Origin of the sequence: Parafilimonas sp. (assembly GCF_051953455.1) — a bacterium.
Taxonomy (GTDB): domain Bacteria; phylum Bacteroidota; class Bacteroidia; order Chitinophagales; family Chitinophagaceae; genus Parafilimonas.
On the sequence record NZ_JBQCIT010000057.1, the window covers coordinates 1 to 15,987 of the forward strand.

At 38.7% G+C, this 15,987-nt stretch carries 17 protein-coding genes; 10 read left to right on the forward strand and 7 right to left on the reverse strand.

What is annotated here, in order from left to right:
* Positions 1-507: 507 nt before the first annotated feature.
* Positions 508-1,041, reverse strand: a complete 534-nt coding sequence (locus tag ACTHN6_RS20220; protein WP_440437594.1) for a transposase — start codon at positions 1,039-1,041, stop codon at positions 508-510.
* 482 nt (positions 1,042-1,523) lie between these two features.
* Between ACTHN6_RS20220 and ACTHN6_RS20225 the strand changes: the two genes are divergently transcribed.
* Positions 1,524-1,946, forward strand: coding sequence for a VOC family protein (locus ACTHN6_RS20225; RefSeq protein ID WP_440437595.1), 423 nt, complete (start codon positions 1,524-1,526; stop codon positions 1,944-1,946).
* Between the two features lie 214 nt (positions 1,947-2,160).
* The gene (locus ACTHN6_RS20230; RefSeq protein ID WP_440437596.1) at positions 2,161-2,565 is read left to right on the forward strand and encodes a hypothetical protein; all 405 of its coding nucleotides are present in this window, start codon (positions 2,161-2,163) and stop codon (positions 2,563-2,565) included.
* A 668-nt stretch (positions 2,566-3,233) separates the two neighbouring features.
* Here ACTHN6_RS20230 and ACTHN6_RS20235 read toward each other — a convergent pair.
* From ACTHN6_RS20235 to ACTHN6_RS20250, 4 genes are all read right to left on the reverse strand, one after another.
* Positions 3,234-3,869: a DUF6266 family protein gene (locus ACTHN6_RS20235; RefSeq protein WP_440437597.1), complete on the reverse strand. Its 636-nt coding sequence runs from the start codon at positions 3,867-3,869 to the stop codon at positions 3,234-3,236.
* A 142-nt stretch (positions 3,870-4,011) separates the two neighbouring features.
* Positions 4,012-4,206: a hypothetical protein gene (locus ACTHN6_RS20240; RefSeq protein ID WP_440437598.1), complete on the reverse strand. Its 195-nt coding sequence runs from the start codon at positions 4,204-4,206 to the stop codon at positions 4,012-4,014.
* On the reverse strand, positions 4,200-4,511 hold the full coding sequence (locus ACTHN6_RS20245; protein ID WP_440437599.1) for a hypothetical protein: 312 nt from the start codon (positions 4,509-4,511) through the stop codon (positions 4,200-4,202). Before ACTHN6_RS20245 ends, ACTHN6_RS20240 begins: the two co-directional genes overlap by 7 nt.
* A gap of 223 nt (positions 4,512-4,734) precedes the next feature.
* Positions 4,735-5,076, reverse strand: a complete 342-nt coding sequence (locus ACTHN6_RS20250) for a hypothetical protein (protein WP_440437600.1) — start codon at positions 5,074-5,076, stop codon at positions 4,735-4,737.
* Between the two features lie 90 nt (positions 5,077-5,166).
* Here ACTHN6_RS20250 and ACTHN6_RS20255 point away from each other — a divergent pair, with 90 nt between their 5' ends.
* The 8 genes from ACTHN6_RS20255 to ACTHN6_RS20290 all read left to right on the forward strand — a co-directional run bounded on the left by ACTHN6_RS20255 (position 5,167) and on the right by ACTHN6_RS20290 (position 14,387).
* Positions 5,167-5,583 (forward strand): energy transducer TonB, encoded by a 417-nt coding sequence (locus ACTHN6_RS20255; RefSeq protein WP_440437601.1) that lies wholly within the window; start codon positions 5,167-5,169, stop codon positions 5,581-5,583.
* A gap of 67 nt (positions 5,584-5,650) precedes the next feature.
* On the forward strand, positions 5,651-7,360 hold the full coding sequence (locus ACTHN6_RS20260) for an N-6 DNA methylase (RefSeq protein WP_440437602.1): 1,710 nt from the start codon (positions 5,651-5,653) through the stop codon (positions 7,358-7,360).
* The gene (locus ACTHN6_RS20265) at positions 7,347-7,919 is read left to right on the forward strand and encodes a hypothetical protein (protein WP_440437603.1); all 573 of its coding nucleotides are present in this window, start codon (positions 7,347-7,349) and stop codon (positions 7,917-7,919) included. Before ACTHN6_RS20260 ends, ACTHN6_RS20265 begins: the two co-directional genes overlap by 14 nt.
* Entirely contained in the window at positions 7,906-8,808 is a 903-nt protein-coding gene (locus ACTHN6_RS20270) for a Kiwa anti-phage protein KwaB-like domain-containing protein (protein WP_440437604.1), read from the forward strand. Before ACTHN6_RS20265 ends, ACTHN6_RS20270 begins: the two co-directional genes overlap by 14 nt.
* On the forward strand, positions 8,808-9,878 hold the full coding sequence (locus ACTHN6_RS20275) for a toll/interleukin-1 receptor domain-containing protein (RefSeq protein ID WP_440437605.1): 1,071 nt from the start codon (positions 8,808-8,810) through the stop codon (positions 9,876-9,878). Before ACTHN6_RS20270 ends, ACTHN6_RS20275 begins: the two co-directional genes overlap by 1 nt.
* The gene (locus ACTHN6_RS20280) at positions 9,839-11,065 is read left to right on the forward strand and encodes a restriction endonuclease subunit S (RefSeq protein ID WP_440437606.1); all 1,227 of its coding nucleotides are present in this window, start codon (positions 9,839-9,841) and stop codon (positions 11,063-11,065) included. Before ACTHN6_RS20275 ends, ACTHN6_RS20280 begins: the two co-directional genes overlap by 40 nt.
* Positions 11,046-14,066: a type I restriction endonuclease subunit R gene (locus tag ACTHN6_RS20285; RefSeq protein WP_440437607.1), complete on the forward strand. Its 3,021-nt coding sequence runs from the start codon at positions 11,046-11,048 to the stop codon at positions 14,064-14,066. Before ACTHN6_RS20280 ends, ACTHN6_RS20285 begins: the two co-directional genes overlap by 20 nt.
* A gap of 15 nt (positions 14,067-14,081) precedes the next feature.
* Positions 14,082-14,387, forward strand: coding sequence for a hypothetical protein (locus ACTHN6_RS20290; protein ID WP_440437608.1), 306 nt, complete (start codon positions 14,082-14,084; stop codon positions 14,385-14,387).
* Between the two features lie 162 nt (positions 14,388-14,549).
* On the opposite strand, the gene ACTHN6_RS20295 is transcribed toward ACTHN6_RS20290, so the two are convergent.
* Positions 14,550-14,876 (reverse strand): hypothetical protein, encoded by a 327-nt coding sequence (locus ACTHN6_RS20295; protein ID WP_440437609.1) that lies wholly within the window; start codon positions 14,874-14,876, stop codon positions 14,550-14,552.
* A gap of 212 nt (positions 14,877-15,088) precedes the next feature.
* The gene (locus tag ACTHN6_RS20300; RefSeq protein ID WP_440437610.1) at positions 15,089-15,589 is read right to left on the reverse strand and encodes a hypothetical protein; all 501 of its coding nucleotides are present in this window, start codon (positions 15,587-15,589) and stop codon (positions 15,089-15,091) included.
* Positions 15,590-15,987 lie beyond the last annotated feature (398 nt).

The window sequence follows — 15,987 nt, forward strand, 5'->3', positions numbered from 1 at the left end:
CCAACCGGAATTAATAATGACGAAACCGGAATATGGTATCCGTATAAAAGTAACAGAAGTTTACAGCTACCTGTCCCTGCCGTTTATGAAACACATTCATGTTACAAATTACATATTCGCTTCACGGTTATAAATTAAAAAGTTTTTCCTACCGGTTGGTGTCCCCACCAACCGGAATTAATAATGACGAAACCGGAATATGGTATCCGTATAAAAGTAACAGAAATTTACAGCTTCCTGTCCCTGCCGTTTATGAAACACATTCATGTTACAAATTACAGATTCGCTTCACGGTTATAAATTAAAAAGTTTTGATTTCGGTTGGTGAGGACACCAACCGATAGCGGGAGCTTTAACCGTTTTTCAAAACAACGTCCGGATAAAGATGATTGAAACTATATCAAAACAGGATTATAAATTCCTACCGGTTGGTGTCCCCATCAACCGGAATTAATCGCTATAGTGTGTGACTAAATTCTCTATCGATCGTGTTTTCACCAACCGAAACTACTCCCTATAGTGTGTGAGTACATTAAATTCATCTTTACCCTCCATGTAAAACCTCGCACTGCTCCATCGATATGCCTCCGGATATTCACACAATCCCCACTTCACAGGATTATTATGAATATACTCTAGCTTACTGATAAAAATTTTTTCTGTGCTTATTTCAATGGCCAGCGGATCCCGTTTCCAAAATTGATAACTTCTGTCATCCTTATCAGATTTATACAAATGTAACAGGCCGGTTGCTGCCAGGTGCTTCTTAAACCGGTGTGCTGTAAATTTAGCAAGGCTGCCTGCAGGGCTTTCTTTACCATTCTGCTTAAGTATGTACCACAACAAATGAATATGATTCGGCATGATGACGAAGCCATATAATGTTACCAGTTGTTTTTGAACAAGGTATTGCAGAGCGGAAATAACTTCCAGCTTTAGTGCATCATCCGCCAGTAAATGACGAAACCGGAATATGGTATCCGTATAAAAGTAACAGAAATTTACAGCTTCCTGTCCCTGCCGTTTATGAAAGACATTCATATTATAAATTACATATTTGCTTTCCTACCGGTTGGTGTCCCCACCAACCGGAATTAAGAATAACGAAATCGGAATATGGTATCCATATAAAAGTAACAGAAATTTACAGCTACCTGTCCCTGTCGTTTATGAAAGATATTCATATTACAATTACATATTTGCTTTACGGTTATAAATTAAAAAGTTTTGATTTCGGTTGGTGAAGACACCAACCGATAAAGGGAGCCTTAACCGTTTTCAAAACAAGGTCCGGATAAAGATGATTGAAACTATATCAAAACAGGATTATAAATTCCTACCGGTTGGTGTCCTCACCAGCCGGAATTAATTGGCGTAATGGCGGTGAAGTTCTTTGTATGAACATTGTTGCTACATTTGAACTTTGATGCTTCGCATCAATGGTAGTGCGATAAAGCCACCACGGTGCCAGGCCCGAACGGCTGGATGCAAGTGTAAACGGACAATTTAAAAACGACAGGCCAATGCGGCAAAAACTTCATTTAATAACACTTGGAGTTGACGACTTACAAAAGTCGTTAGACTTCTACGAAAAAGGACTTGGTTGGAAAAAGTCAGATAAAAGCATGGATAATTTCGCCCTGTTTGACCTGGGCGGGATTATTTTAGCGTTACACCCCCGGCACGAACTTGCGGACGATACAACTTTAAAATATCAACCGACAACATTTTCGGGACTAACAATTTCGCACAACACCAAATCAGAAAGAGAAGTGGACGAAATTTTAAAAAAAGTTGCAAAGCTTGGTGCAACGATCGTGAAACCTGCACAGAAAGTTTATTGGGGCGGTTACAGCGGTTACTTCAAAGACCCGGACGGACATTTATTTGAAGTTGCTTACAATCCGTTTTGGGAATTTGACGAAAACGGCAATGTTAAACTGTAAGGCATGTGCTTCATTACACAACTTATCTATAGCAAAGGCAGATGGGGAAATGTGTTTAATCAGTTTGAAGCCATTTTAATTTCCCTGCCCGTTAGCGCCCGGTATGTCCCTTCCCGCACAGCGCTCCCATTCACGTTAAATCAGCACCATAGCGCCAATGCAAACCCGTATAAGCCCTGCATGTTTATAACCATTCTGTAATCCATATCAGTCAATGATCAATATCGACAGGAAAATAGCGGAGGACATTGCCAATGCGCATACATTAAGCATAGCCAAACTCGGTTTGCGATTCGACAAAGTTGTTGTGCGGTTATTGGGAAATCTCAGAACTTTTGCAGAAGAAACCGCGCCGGAAAACAAAACTGTCCTGCTCACAGTCACTGCACCCATAAAACTGCCCGGGAAAACAGGGAATGAACTTGTTAAAGCCATAAAGGATTTGTTTGATTCGGAACAACAGGACAGAACCTTAACCGTTTTTCAAAACAAGGTCCGGATAAAGATGATTGAAACTATATCAAAACAGGATTATAAATTCATCGGTTTTGTCCACAATCCAGGCACAGACTCCAAATGGCTGCTTGATTTAGCCATTCAATGGCTTCATAAAACCTGACATGCCATCTTTTCTATCGGTTGGTGTTTCCGTCAAGCGGTAGCGCATCAATTTCAATGCATTCCCCTCATTCCAAATACCTCCTTCACCATTTTCCTACCGGTTGGTGTCCTCACCTACCGGAATTAGTACATGACTAAATGAAATTCATCATCAATTTTCCTATCGGTTGGCGTTTCCGTCAAGCGGCAGCGTATCAATTTCAACGCATTCCCCTCATTCCAATACCTCCTTCACCCATTTTCCTGCCAGTTGGTGTCCTCACCTACCGAAATTAGTACATGGCTAAATGAAATTCATCATCAATTTTCCTATCGGTTGGTGTTTCCGTCAAGTGGCAGCGTATCTTTCAACGTATTCCCCTCATTCCAAATACCTCCTTCACCATTTTCCTGCCGGTGGTGTCCTCACCTACCGGAATTTTCTATCAGTTGGCGTTTCCATCAAGCAGTAGCGCATCAATTTCAACGCATTCCTCAAATTTCCTACCGGTTGGTGTCCTCACCTACCGAAATTTTCCATCGGTTGGCGTTTCCGTCAAGCGACAGCATATCAATTTCAACGCATTTCCCAAATTTTAAATAACTCATCCACCTTATCTCCATTAAAAAGGCTGCGTGCACACAGCCTTAAACATCCCGGCATTCCTTCGCTAAAGAAAGGAAGCATCAGCTCACCGTTAGTGCGCCGGTAAAAAAGCTGTTGGCGATTTTCTTTCCGTCAGCAGCAATAAAGCCCAGCCATGTTTGCACGGTATTCCCGGCAAAACCCGGCACCTCTATACTGCCGGCACCGGCACTTCTCGTACCGCCATTCAACGTATAAACGGTGGTTTTAACGGCAGCACAATATACCACCAGTATAGCCGCATCATCTGCAGATGCATTGCCAACACCGCTGTTGTCGGTCCAGGTAAAAAATACTTTGCCCGCTGTAGTGGTGGCTGCAGGCGCAGTAGCATTGGACAAAGAACCGCGGCTTACCAGTGCCAGGCTGTAGTCAATAACAAAGTCGGGGTAAGTGCCGCTCACGGCATTCTTCAGGTTATAGCTTACCGCATTGTTATAGCCACTCATCTTTACCGCATAATCCCGGAAGCTTGTTTCCAGGAGACCGGTCATGGTGCTTTCAAATGCAATCACGCTGGCAAATTTTGCCTGCTGCATTAATTGTTTGAGTGTGGAAGAACCGGATCGTTTATTTGGCTGGCTGCGCATGTATTGTATGCCCTTCCAGTTTCCGCCAATCACAGTACCCACCGTACCGGAGAACCCACCCAGGATTCCCTTGCTAAATGTTCCCATAATAAACACATTTTAATAGTGAAAAAAAATAATGATCGTCGCAAACACCCGCACAGGTTACTAGTATATGCACGGGGTTGTTTACAGGTTGAAATTAAAGAAGCCCTCAACACAATATGCAGCGCCCAAACGCTTTGCGCCGTTATGCCGCAGATTGCCCGGCCATGCTGCCTCCTGGGTGCAAACTGCCTGCAGGTGTAACCACCGGTATCATTTTGCTGCAATAAGCATTGTTATGCTTTACAGGATTATACATGCCCGGGTATAACGCTGCCGTAAGTCTTATAGAATAAAAGCAGATGTTGTTCCAGGATGATAACAGGAATTGCTTCAGCACTCGCGGTTATTCTCCAGCACGGCCACAAAAGAAGGCAGGTTATAGTATATCTTCTTGCCCAGCCTGGACCAGATGATCGCCTTGCGGCTGCGCAGGTTTTGCAGGGTGCGGCTGCTCAGGTGAAAGCACTGCATCACATCCTGTTTATCCACCCAGTCTGTTGGCTTGGAATGCAATGGCGGTAGTGCTTTTTTAGCGGCCACCGTTTCTTTGGCGGGTCTTGCAGCAGGTGCTGCAACAGGTTTCTTAGCAGGTGCACTTATTTTTCTGGCAGGTTTTACCGTGTGTGGTTTAAGGGATTTCATGTTAGTCAGAGTTTAATTGAGGTTGCTACAATAGGTTTTTCTTTTGAAAGCGGCAACTAATTTAGAGTATTTACCCGGCATATAAAGCAACTGCGGGCAATTTTTTTTATGGTGGCCGTGCCGGCAACAGGGAACAATGGCTGGCACACAACATCCGGGCACCCATCCCGGGCAATTAAAAGCCTGAGGCTATCCCCGTATAAAGGATAATTGTTACCAGGCGCTAACCGTAAGCCGCTTCTTTTTTACCGGGAAATAAAAACAACTGTAAAATGTACCTGTAAAACGCAGAACCACTGTAAAGCCCGTTTAGTAATAAGCCCTGGACCTGCAAAGTTTTTTGAGCATACAACACCCCTGAAACAGGCCTGTCCCGGATACCTTTTGTTCGTATCTTGTTCGTACCATGTTCGTACCATGTTCGTCTTTGCTTACCCCGCAATCGAAGATGGGACGAAGAAAAGACGAACAAGGCAGGGGTTTGGGGGCGGTAAGCAGGCAGGTGCCGGTTTGCCGGATAGGTGTTTGTATGATAGATGTTGCAGGCAGTTGCCCTCTCCTGCAAGGGATGATGCGGTTACCTGCTGTTTTGATGTTGGTATTTTTATGTTGATTGTTTAGCTTAGCGCTATCATTTTAACCGCTAAACTGTTGTATGAAATACTTACTGGCTGCCTGTTTTTTATTACTGACCGTTTGCCTGCGTGCGCAGGATAGCACAAAACAAACTATTACTATAAATACCGACAGCTTTACCGTTGTTCAGGTAGAGGCAGGATTCCCGGGCGGACAGGATGGATGGCGTACGTTTCTTGAAGAACATATTCATCCCAAAGTACCTGCCAGGCACAAAGCACCGCCGGGTAAGTACACGGTGGAGATTAGCTTTTTAGTGGATAAAGAAGGCAAGGTATCTAACGTACAGGTATTAAAAGACCCCGGTTATGGCACTGCAGAAGATGTATTGAAAGCTTTTAAACATACACCCAACTGGATACCTGCCACGCAGAACGGCAAGCCGGTTCTTTACCGGCAAAAGCAAAACATTACCTACCGGGTTACGGAACGGTGAGGGTTTGTGTGTTTTATATTGATTTATTAGCTTTACGCACTTCTTACTTCTAACACTGCTTACACAAATGGCAAAAGAAAAAACTACTAAACCGAAAGCGGATATTGATTTTGAATCTGAACTCTGGAATGCTGCGAATGAACTGCGTGGTGCTGTTGCAGAAAATGAATACAAGAATTATGTGCTCTCACTTTTGTTTGTAAAACATCTTTCTGAACGTTATGAAATCCGTAAGCAAGAAATAAAGAAAGAATTTATAAATCCTGACTCGGATTATTTTACTTCTGATAAAGTGGTTCAGCTTTCTTTTCTGGAAGATGAACTGGAATACCAGGTGAAGAATGTTTACAAACTGCCTGAAGAAGCTACATGGACTTACCTGCGCAACAATGCAGAGCAGGATGATATAAAAGTAAAAGTTGATAAAGCTTTTGTATTGATTGATGAAATACTTGCTGGGCGCAATCCCGATTATAAAGGTGTGCTTGAACCCATATTTGTAAAGAGCCAGCTATCTGCTGTGCAGGTTGCAGGATTAATTAATTTGTTTTCCAATGTAAAGTTTTCAGAAACGAATAATCCGCAAAGCGACATTTACGGACGTGTGTATGAATATTACATCGGCAAGTTTGCACAGGCTGAGGGCAGTGGTGCAGGGCAATTCTTTACGCCGGGCAGTGTAGTGCGTTTGCTGGTTGAAATGTTAGAGCCTTTACATGGGCGTATTGTTGACCTTGCCTGTGGCAGTGGTGGCATGTTTGTGCAAAGCTTAAAGTTCATACAATCGCATGGTGGTGATAAAACAGATATTTCTATTTACGGGCAGGAACGTTATGAAGGCACACTGCGTTTATGCAAAATGAATTTGTTGCTGCGTAATCTTTCTTTTGATTTGAAGTTAGGCGACTCTTTATTGCATGACAGGTTTCCTGATTTAAAAGCAGATTATGCTTTAATGAACCCGCCGTTTAATATCTCCAACTGGCATAATGAACAATTGCCGGATAATGACCCCAGATTATTTGGACCGAAAGAACAATTTACCACAAACGGTAATGCTAATTACATGTGGTTTCAAACATTGTGGTATCATTTAAGTGAAAAAGGAACCGCTGGTGTAGTAATGGCAAATGGCGCTATGACAACAAGTAGTGCAGGTGAAAAGAATGTACGTGAATACATGATAAATGAAGGGATGGTTGACTGCATTGTACAAATGCCTGATAAATTATTTTTAACTACCGGCATACCTGCTTGTTTATTTATTCTTAGTAAGAACCGTGACGGTAAAGATGGTGAACACCGTGAACGCAAGAATGAAATACTGTTTATTGATGCCCGAAAGCTTGGACACATGGTAAACCGCAGATTACGTGTGTTTAGTGATGGTGACATACAAAAAATTACCGGCGCTTATCATGAATGGCGGAATGTAAACACCCCCCTTGCGGGTTCTCAAACTGTAAACAGCGTGTATTCCCCCCTGTCAGGGGGGAAGGAACCCTCTTCAAATTCAACCAATTTGCAGAGGGGGGTGTACAAAAATGTAGAAGGCTTTTGCAAAGCAGCCACTTTAGATGAAGTAATTGCAAATAATTATGTGCTTTCTCCCGGACGTTATGTAGGTACAGAAGCAGAAGAAGATGATGGTATTTCCTTCGAAGAAAAGATGCACAAGTTAACTACAGAATTAATGCTGCAATTTAAAGAAGGTGATAGGCTTGAACTGCTGATAAAAGAGAATCTAAAAAGTATTGGTTCTAATGAAACAAAATGAAGGATTGCCATTTATTAAATTTATGATGCTTCTATCAAGCATGACTCCTCTATTTCTTTTAGTCGGTATTAGAGGCATTCAGATAAAAGATGGAGATAATCTTTTAATATCACCCAAACATACTTGGACAACTATTGCTTGTTTAATCGTCATTCCTTATTTAGTCATTAAATTTCGCATATATTTTTCTAAGAAGGCTTCTGATATATATCCCTTAAATGTACAAGAAGCTACTCTGAATAAGGAATATCTATTCACATATTTATTTACTGTTTTATTGCCTTTATATAGTGTTTCAATTAGCTCACTAAATGAATTTTACGCAGTTATATGTGCAATTGCATTTGTAATTTTTGTGCTTTGGAATATGAATATGCACTTTATAAATATCTTTTTTGCATTTGGAGGTTATCGCGTTTTCACACTACCCAATCAGAACGGTGCAGTATTACTTACTACAAGACAAAACCTTTCTAATAACATTCAATCAATTAAAGCTCATCGTTTGAGCAACTCGGTTTTTATTGAACTTAAAAACTACTCTTATGACAATAAATGATTTTCAATCCATAACCTTTGGCGTTTGTTTTAGAATCGATAACCAAATCTATCATTATTTGATTCCGATAGATAATACAGTTCGAGAAGCTTTGGTTGAAATGAGAAATACTTTTACTGAGCTATATGATAACATCAATGCAGAGATTGAAAACTTTTCGCCGACAGAGAAATATGCATCCACAGAAAAGTTAAGGGCAAACTTGAATGCTGAGTATTTACATTCAATGAATGATTTGTTCCATCATCAAAACCATCCAGTGAATAATGTTGATTTATCAGAATATTTACCAGTGGTTGAATATTATTTTGCTGAGTTTGTACATAACAATAATGCAAAAACAATTGGTGTTAAAAGACCTAACCAGTTTAAAGCATTATTGAAAAAGAAAATCTTTGCTTTTGTTGATGACACTTTGCAAGCTGTGGAAGATGATGTGTTCAAATTGGATAACGACTTTGATATTCTTATACATGACACTTATGTCGAAATTTTACATCCAGCAGGTTTTGTTTTTATATCAGATTTAGAAGACCAAATCCTGTTAGGTGTTGCAAATACCATCGCTCAATTAACCCAATCAATTCCTTTCTTAAATTTTGAGGTTATTGGTAACTACGTAACAAATAATAATGCAAGACGAGCAGCAAAATTGCTGGCATCGATTAAAACAAGAGAAGATTTGCATCTTACTGACCAACATAAGGTGGTTGAAAAATGCGCACATTTGGGCATTGCCTTAGTAGAAGCCGATGGAAGATTAGTTGTACCTGATGACAAAATTGTTGATTTACTTGAAGTGCTTGATAGAAGGTCTTATGAATACGATTTAATGACGAACGATGTTGTTGAAATTTATGTTGCTAACAGTAGAAAAAAGAAAAATTAATGATAGATATTTTTATTAGCCACGCCATAAAAGATAAAGAGATTGCAGATGCATTTATTGACATCATATTGCATGGAGCAATGAGTATCGAGTTGTCAACCATTTTTTGTACAAGCACAGAAGGAACTAAAATAAAATCTGGGGAAAATTGGCGGGATACTATTAAAGATGCCTTAGTTGAAGCAAAGGTTACTTTCTTGATTATCACTCCGAATTATAAAGAAAGTGAAATGTGTTTGAATGAAATGGGTGCAGCGTGGTTTTTGAGTTCACATGTATTGCCTACAATAGTTGAACCTATAACATTCAGAACTGTCGGAGTTATTCCTGAAGTGACGCAAGTGAAAAAGCTGCTTGATGAAATTCATTTAGACGATTTACGTGATAGTGTACAAGCAGCCTTGGCAATCCCATCATCAAGAATTGCAAGTGGTAGATGGACTCAAAAGAAAAGAGAATTTATAAAAAGGGTAAAAGAGCACATAGAAGATAATCCTTTTCCTGTAGCAATGGATAGAAAACTTTATGATAGGTTGTTACAAGAAAACGATAATTTAAATGACACTGTAGACAATTTAATAGAAGAAAAAGGACAATTGAATAAGCAGATTAAAGAACTCGAAAAAACCAAAGATGCAAAAGAGGTGAAGACTATTAAATTTAAATATAAGTCTTCAGCATTATTTGAAGAATTTGAAGAATTATGCAGTGATATTTACGATGATGTGTTTCCTTTTGAGCCAATAATTCGTGGAATGATTTACAAATCATTTAATGGCAAACAAATCACTGTTGACTGGCAGCAAGGTTACAGATATGAGTTGGAAATGGCAGAGGCTAATAATTTTATTAAAATAGATGAAGAGGATGGTTCTGTTGATATCGACTGGGAGACGACACTAGAAATGAAAGCTTTAAAGGAAAAACTGAATCATCTGAATGAATTTATGGAAGGTGCGACAAAGGAAGATTTTCTTTTAAAGTACAAGGAAAAATATAGTGCAACATTCAGAATAGATAACAAAACCTTTTGGAACACCGTTTTAAAATTGCCTTTATTCCTAACTTAATGACTAACTGGAAAAAATATAAGCTTTCGCAAATAACAGAAATAATTGGAGGCGGAACTCCTAAAACGTCTGTTGCAGAATATTGGAATGGTAACATCCCTTGGTTATCTGTTTTTGATTTTGCAGGTGATAAAAAGAAAGTTTATCAAACAGAAAAAACAATTACAGAAGCCGGGTTAAAAAATAGTAGTACTAAGATTTTAAAGAAAGGTCAACTAATAATTTCAGCAAGGGGAACTGTTGGAGAGTTAGCTATGCTTGGTAGAGATATGGCATTTAATCAATCGTGCTATGGATTGAATGCCATAAGCGAAATAGCAATAAATGATTTTCTTTATTACTTACTGAAATATGAAATTGATTCTTTGAAAGCAGTAACCCACGGTTCTGTTTTTGACACAATCACAAGACAAACATTTGAACAAATTGAAGTTAATATTCCCGAGGACATCAACGAACAACAACGCATCGCATCCATCCTTTCTTCTCTCGACGACAAAATAGAACTCAACCGCCGCATGAACCAAACACTGGAGCAAATAGCGGCAACGCTCTTTAAAAAATATTTTGTTGATGATATTGACCCGGATAATTTACCGGAGGGTTGGCGATGGGGAAAACTTATAGAATTGTGTCGAAATTTTGACAGTAAACGAATACCGTTATCAAGTCGTCAACGCGAAGAAAAAAAAGGTATTTATCCTTATTACGGAGCAGCATCTATCATGGATTATGTTGATGATTATTTGTTCGATGGTTTATATATTCTGTTAGGTGAAGATGGAACTGTAGTTGATGAAAAAGGATTTCCTGTTTTACAATATGCTTGGGGAAGATTTTGGGTAAATAATCATGCCCATGTTTTACAAGGAAAAGGAATTTCAACAAATCATTTATACATGATTTTGAAAAATTCTCCTATTGCACATTTAGTTACAGGTGCAGTTCAGCCAAAAATCAGTCAAGGCAATTTGAATAGTTTACAAGTGCTTATCCCAAGCAAAGAGACAAACAGTAAATTTGATACTGAAATAAACAGTTTATTTTCTCTTATTAGAAATAACAGTGAGCAAATAAGAACTCTACAAAAAACAAGAGACTCACTTCTTCCCAAACTTATGTCCGGCGAAATAGATGTAACTGCTATCAACCAAAACGAACCATTAAATGAAGAAGTACTTATCTGAAAGTGCAGTAGAAGAAGCTGCGATTGAATGGCTGAAAGAAATCAAGCCTTATCATTACAAACATGGTGAGGATATTCATCGTCCGCTTAATAAAGCAGTGCTGGAAGACATATTCACTTCATTTCTTCAAAACAAATTCAAACATGTACCTGCAAAAGTGCTGGAAGAAGTAAAGCAGGAATTTCTATTCAACAGTGGTTCGGATATTCATACACGCAACCATGAGTTTCATAAAAAATTAAGTAAAGGCTTTTCAAAAGAATGGAAAGATGATAATGGTAAATATTATGCAGAACATTTTTATGCAGTAGATTTTGAAACGATAAGTAACAATGATTTCTTAATTGTTAACCAATTCACGATTGATGGTAAAAACAAACGCAGACCTGATTTAATTGTCTTCATTAACGGTTTGCCGCTGGTATTGTTTGAATTTAAAGACTGGTTTAATAAAGATGCTGATGTTGAAACTGCTTTTAATCAAATACAGCATTATATACAAGATATACCGCAGGTATTTGAATACAATGCACTCACTGTTATCAGCGACGGACAAACAACTTTACATGGAATGTTCAGCAGCGGTATGGAATGGTTTGCTGCATGGAAAAGCGTTGACGGCATTAACGTGGTACAAAATGATTTTGCTTTAGAAACATTGATAAAAGGTTTGCTTGTTCCTGAACGTTTGCTGCAATACATCCGCTTTTATATTTTTCATGAATTAGATAAAGGGCAGTTGATAAAGAAAGGTGCAAAGTATCACCAGTTCTTTGGTGTGCAGTATGCATTGGAAGAAACAAAGAAAGCGATTAAACCTTTTGGCGATGGCCGCATTGGTGTGATATGGCATACCACACGCAGCGGTAAAAGCATTACGATGGCAATTTATTCAGGTATACTCAGACAAATGCCTGAATTAAAAAACCCAACCATAGTTGTACAAGTTGACCGCTTTGATTTGAACAAACAATTGTATGAAGATTTTATTGCTACAAAAGATTTAGTTGGCGATGTGTCGCTGGCTGATAATTCAGATGATTTGCGCAGCCTTTTAAGCGGTGAAGGTGGCGGTGTGATATTTAGTACGATTGAAAAGTTTCGTTTACAAAAAACAGAAGAAGGTAAAGAAGCCTCGCATCCTGTTTTAAGTACAAGAGACAATATTATTGTGATTGCGGATGAATGTCACCGCACGCAATATGGATTGTTGCAGGGGTTTGCTGCTAATCTTCGCACAGCTTTACCCAATGCATCATTTATTGGTTTCACAGGTACGCCTGTTGATACAAAAGATGCAGATACGGTTGCCGTGTTTGGTGAAGTAATTCATACATACGATATAAAACAGGCAACAGAAGATAACGCTGTGGTGCCTATTTATTATGAACCAAGACTTGCGAAACTGCATTTAGGCAATGCACAGATTGAAGAAGAAGCAGAGGAAATTGTTGGTGCAGTAACAGACAAAGACCGCAATAAAATATTATGGGCTGCAGCAGAAGATGCAGCCGGTGCAGATAAACGTGTAGCAGAAGTTTCAAAAGATATTTTGCATCACTACATAGAACGTTCAAAAACACTGGAAGGCAAAGCAATGATTGTTTGCATGAGCCGTCGCAATTGTGTAAAGATGTATGACGCATTGATGAAATTAGAAGGCTGTCCTGAAATTGCTGTTATCATGACAAGCAATATTGCAAAAGACCCGAAAGGATGGAATCCGCATATCTGCACGAAAGAAAAGATGGAAGCCATTAAAGCAAGATTCAAAGACCCTGATGACCCGTTAAAAATTGTGATAGTAAGAGATATGTGGTTAACAGGTTTTGATAATCCGCCATTGCATACTTTGTATGTAGATAAAATAATGAGCGGTCATAATTTAATACAGGCAATTAATCGTGTTGCCACAGTATTTAAAGACAAACCCAGCGGATTAATTGTTGACTACATTGGCATTGGTGATAAACTAAGAGATGCAACGAAGAAATATACAGGTTCGGGTGGCAAAGGCGATGTGGTGATTGATGTGGATGAAGCGTTTGAAACCGCCAAAGAATTTATAGCTGCTTTACAAAAAAGTCTTCCTGCAAATTTTGATTACAGCAAATGGCTTGGTTTATCAAAAGGCAATCAATTAAAATTAGTAAGTGATGCAACCAATCATATTGTGAGTGATGAAGAAGCGAGTAAAGATTTTATGCTGAATGAATTAAAGATGAGCGGGCTTGCTTCCGTAATAAAAGGTCACCCAAATATTCAAACGATTGCTTTAGATATTATTTTCCTGCAACATGTAGGTGCTGCTGTAAGAAAAATAAAGAACCCTTCCGTAAATATCAGGAAGAAAGAAGGGCAGATAAAAGAGTTAATACACCGCAGTATAGAAAGCGAAGAAGTAGTGGATGTATTTACAATGGCAGGTATTCCAAAGTTTGATATTTCAATTATCAATGATGATTTTTTAGCAACAGCTAAAGAACAAAAATCAGGTTATGAATTAAAGCTGGAACTGGTAAGAAAAATATTGAATGAAGAAATAAAACTGCGGCAGTTTAAGAATATAGTAAAGTATAAAAAATTGAGAGAAGAAGTTGAAAAGATTATTGAAGACTACCACAATCATTTCTTTGACAGTTTAATTGCTTTACAAAAATTGCGTGGAGCAGCAAAGGCAATGCAGGAGGAAGATGAACGTAGAAAAGTTTTAGGCTTAACAGATGAGGAAGAAGCATTTTATGAAATATTGGTTCAGCATAAAAATGCCATCAGTGATTATGCATTAATAAAAGAGATTGTAAAAGACGTTACGGCAGCTATAAAAAAGAGCTTGCAAATAGACTGGTATAAAAAGCCGGATGCAAGAGCACAAATAATGCTTGCTGTAAAGCGTGTACTGCAACGCAAAGGTGTAAGCCAGGAATTGCAAGACATTTTAAATGAAATTATGGAACAAGCTGAAGCGAGATATAAGGAGTGGTGGGGAGAGGTGGCGTAAAAAAGAAATGAAATCATGGATAGTAAAATTATTTTAGGAAGGATTCTTCAAAAGTTTATTGATAAAGGATATTCAAAGTATCAAGACTATAATAAGTTTGGATACATTTCACACACCGATAATGCTGTTAAGGTTGCAAGGGAAGATGGGAAGGATACACCTATCCCTTTTTCAAAACTGTTGATTTCAATTGATGCATACAAAAAGAATAATGAACTATATAACGAAGGACCAACTGCATTACGAGCGGTTGGTATTACACATATAACAAGCCCTGTTCATTCTTTGCTACACTTGTTACAAAAAGATGATTATAAATAATAAACCACATCTCACTGTCCAGCATCCTCTCCTGCTAAGGGACGATGCGTTACACATTCACAATTATAGCACATCGTCCTCTGCGGGAGACAATGTCCGACATCAATAATCAACCTTGGCACATCGTCCTCTGCGGGAAACGATACTTGACATCAAAAATATTTATGCCGCAGCGTTGTCTCCGCTATGCAATAATCCGTTTAACACGTGATTGATAAAAGGCACAAATCCTTCAGGACCCGTTATCCAGTCTTTCATATGAACTGACGTTACATGGCTCGTATTAAATATATACCTTACAATTTCAAGCCTTTTTTCCAGTTCTATGCCCGCACCCATTATTACAACATCTATGGCGTTATTATTCGCTTCAAACACTTTTTGCGCATCAGCTAAGTTGGCAGCAGCAAAATATTCAACATTTTTTATTAGCTGATTTAATGGTGGAACGTTTACCAGTTGTCGTCCTACTAATAATACCTTTTTCATTTTAGTTGTTGTTAGTTTGGTAAAATTACCTGGCGCCAACCGATAATTAAAATCGAACTGTCCTGCATCGTCTCCTGCCAAGGGATGATGCGTTACACGTTCACAATTCTGGCACATCATTTTCTGCGGGAGATGATGCCCGGCATCAAAGCGCATCGTCCTCTGCGAGAGACGATGCTTGACATCAAATTTCCACTTACCGGCAACAGGGTTCACTGTCCAGCATCGTCTCCTGGTAAGGGACGATGCGTTAAACGTTCACCCACATCTTTCCAATAAGTTAATTTCACAAAAGCATGTTGTTTGTTTAATAAATAAAAACATGCACTGGAATGAACATATTCTTCAGGCAGATTAGCTAATTTCCACTTACCGGTAACAGGGTTATTGTGTATATAATTTAATTTCTGTAAAAGAAACTTTTCATTGTAACATGGCTTTATGTCGGATGAAACTTCAAATACCCTGTGCTTTTTCTTTCGCTGTTTTTCTTTTACAGTAACTGCTGACTCAAGCTGATGAAGTATTTCATGCTGCTGTTGTTTTTCAAGTCGCTTCACTATTTCATACGCTAAAAATCGCTTGCCATTAGACAGTAAAGTATTTATACTTCCTGCATTTACAAAAATTAATACATGCAAATGATTCGGCATTATTACAAATGCTTCAATTTCGTTTCCTTTATCAACGAGGATATTAAACCATTTATACACTTCATCATATAAATTTGTTATCTCAAATAAATGAAGCCAATTTTTACAGGTAAAAGTGCAGAAGTAAGTTTGTATAGTTTCTTCCTGGGTTAGTTTGATTGGCATACATAAAAATAATCAATTCTAGCGCATCGTCCTCTGCGAGAGACGATGCTTGACATCAGCATCAAAAATTAACTAAGTGCAACGCAACAGCAACTTATATAAATCTTATTATTCTTCTCTGTCCAGCATCGTCTCCTGTTAAGGGACGATGCGTTAAACGTTCACAATTCTGGCACATCGTTTTCTGCGGGAGATGATACCCGGCATCAAAGCGCATCTCCTCTACGAGAGACGATGCTTGACATCAATCATATAAATTTGTTATCTAAAATAAATGAAGCCAATTTTTACAG

Bases quoted from the DNA above. Each gene is read 5' to 3' on its own strand.
- ACTHN6_RS20245 (WP_440437599.1), bottom strand. From the start codon at position 4,511: ATGAAATCCCTTAAACCACACACGGTAAAACCTGCCAGAAAAATAAGT.
- ACTHN6_RS20295 (WP_440437609.1), bottom strand. From the start codon at position 14,876: ATGAAAAAGGTATTATTAGTAGGACGACAACTGGTAAACGTTCCACCA.
- ACTHN6_RS20235 (WP_440437597.1), bottom strand. From the start codon at position 3,869: ATGGGAACATTTAGCAAGGGAATCCTGGGTGGGTTCTCCGGTACGGTG.
- ACTHN6_RS20285 (WP_440437607.1), top strand. From the start codon at position 11,046: ATGAAGAAGTACTTATCTGAAAGTGCAGTAGAAGAAGCTGCGATTGAA.
- ACTHN6_RS20275 (WP_440437605.1), top strand. From the start codon at position 8,808: ATGATAGATATTTTTATTAGCCACGCCATAAAAGATAAAGAGATTGCA.
- ACTHN6_RS20220 (WP_440437594.1), bottom strand. From the start codon at position 1,041: ATGAATGTCTTTCATAAACGGCAGGGACAGGAAGCTGTAAATTTCTGT.
- ACTHN6_RS20230 (WP_440437596.1), top strand. From the start codon at position 2,161: ATGATCAATATCGACAGGAAAATAGCGGAGGACATTGCCAATGCGCAT.
- ACTHN6_RS20225 (WP_440437595.1), top strand. From the start codon at position 1,524: ATGCGGCAAAAACTTCATTTAATAACACTTGGAGTTGACGACTTACAA.
- ACTHN6_RS20255 (WP_440437601.1), top strand. From the start codon at position 5,167: ATGAAATACTTACTGGCTGCCTGTTTTTTATTACTGACCGTTTGCCTG.
- ACTHN6_RS20265 (WP_440437603.1), top strand. From the start codon at position 7,347: ATGAAACAAAATGAAGGATTGCCATTTATTAAATTTATGATGCTTCTA.
- ACTHN6_RS20290 (WP_440437608.1), top strand. From the start codon at position 14,082: ATGGATAGTAAAATTATTTTAGGAAGGATTCTTCAAAAGTTTATTGAT.
- ACTHN6_RS20260 (WP_440437602.1), top strand. From the start codon at position 5,651: ATGGCAAAAGAAAAAACTACTAAACCGAAAGCGGATATTGATTTTGAA.
- ACTHN6_RS20270 (WP_440437604.1), top strand. From the start codon at position 7,906: ATGACAATAAATGATTTTCAATCCATAACCTTTGGCGTTTGTTTTAGA.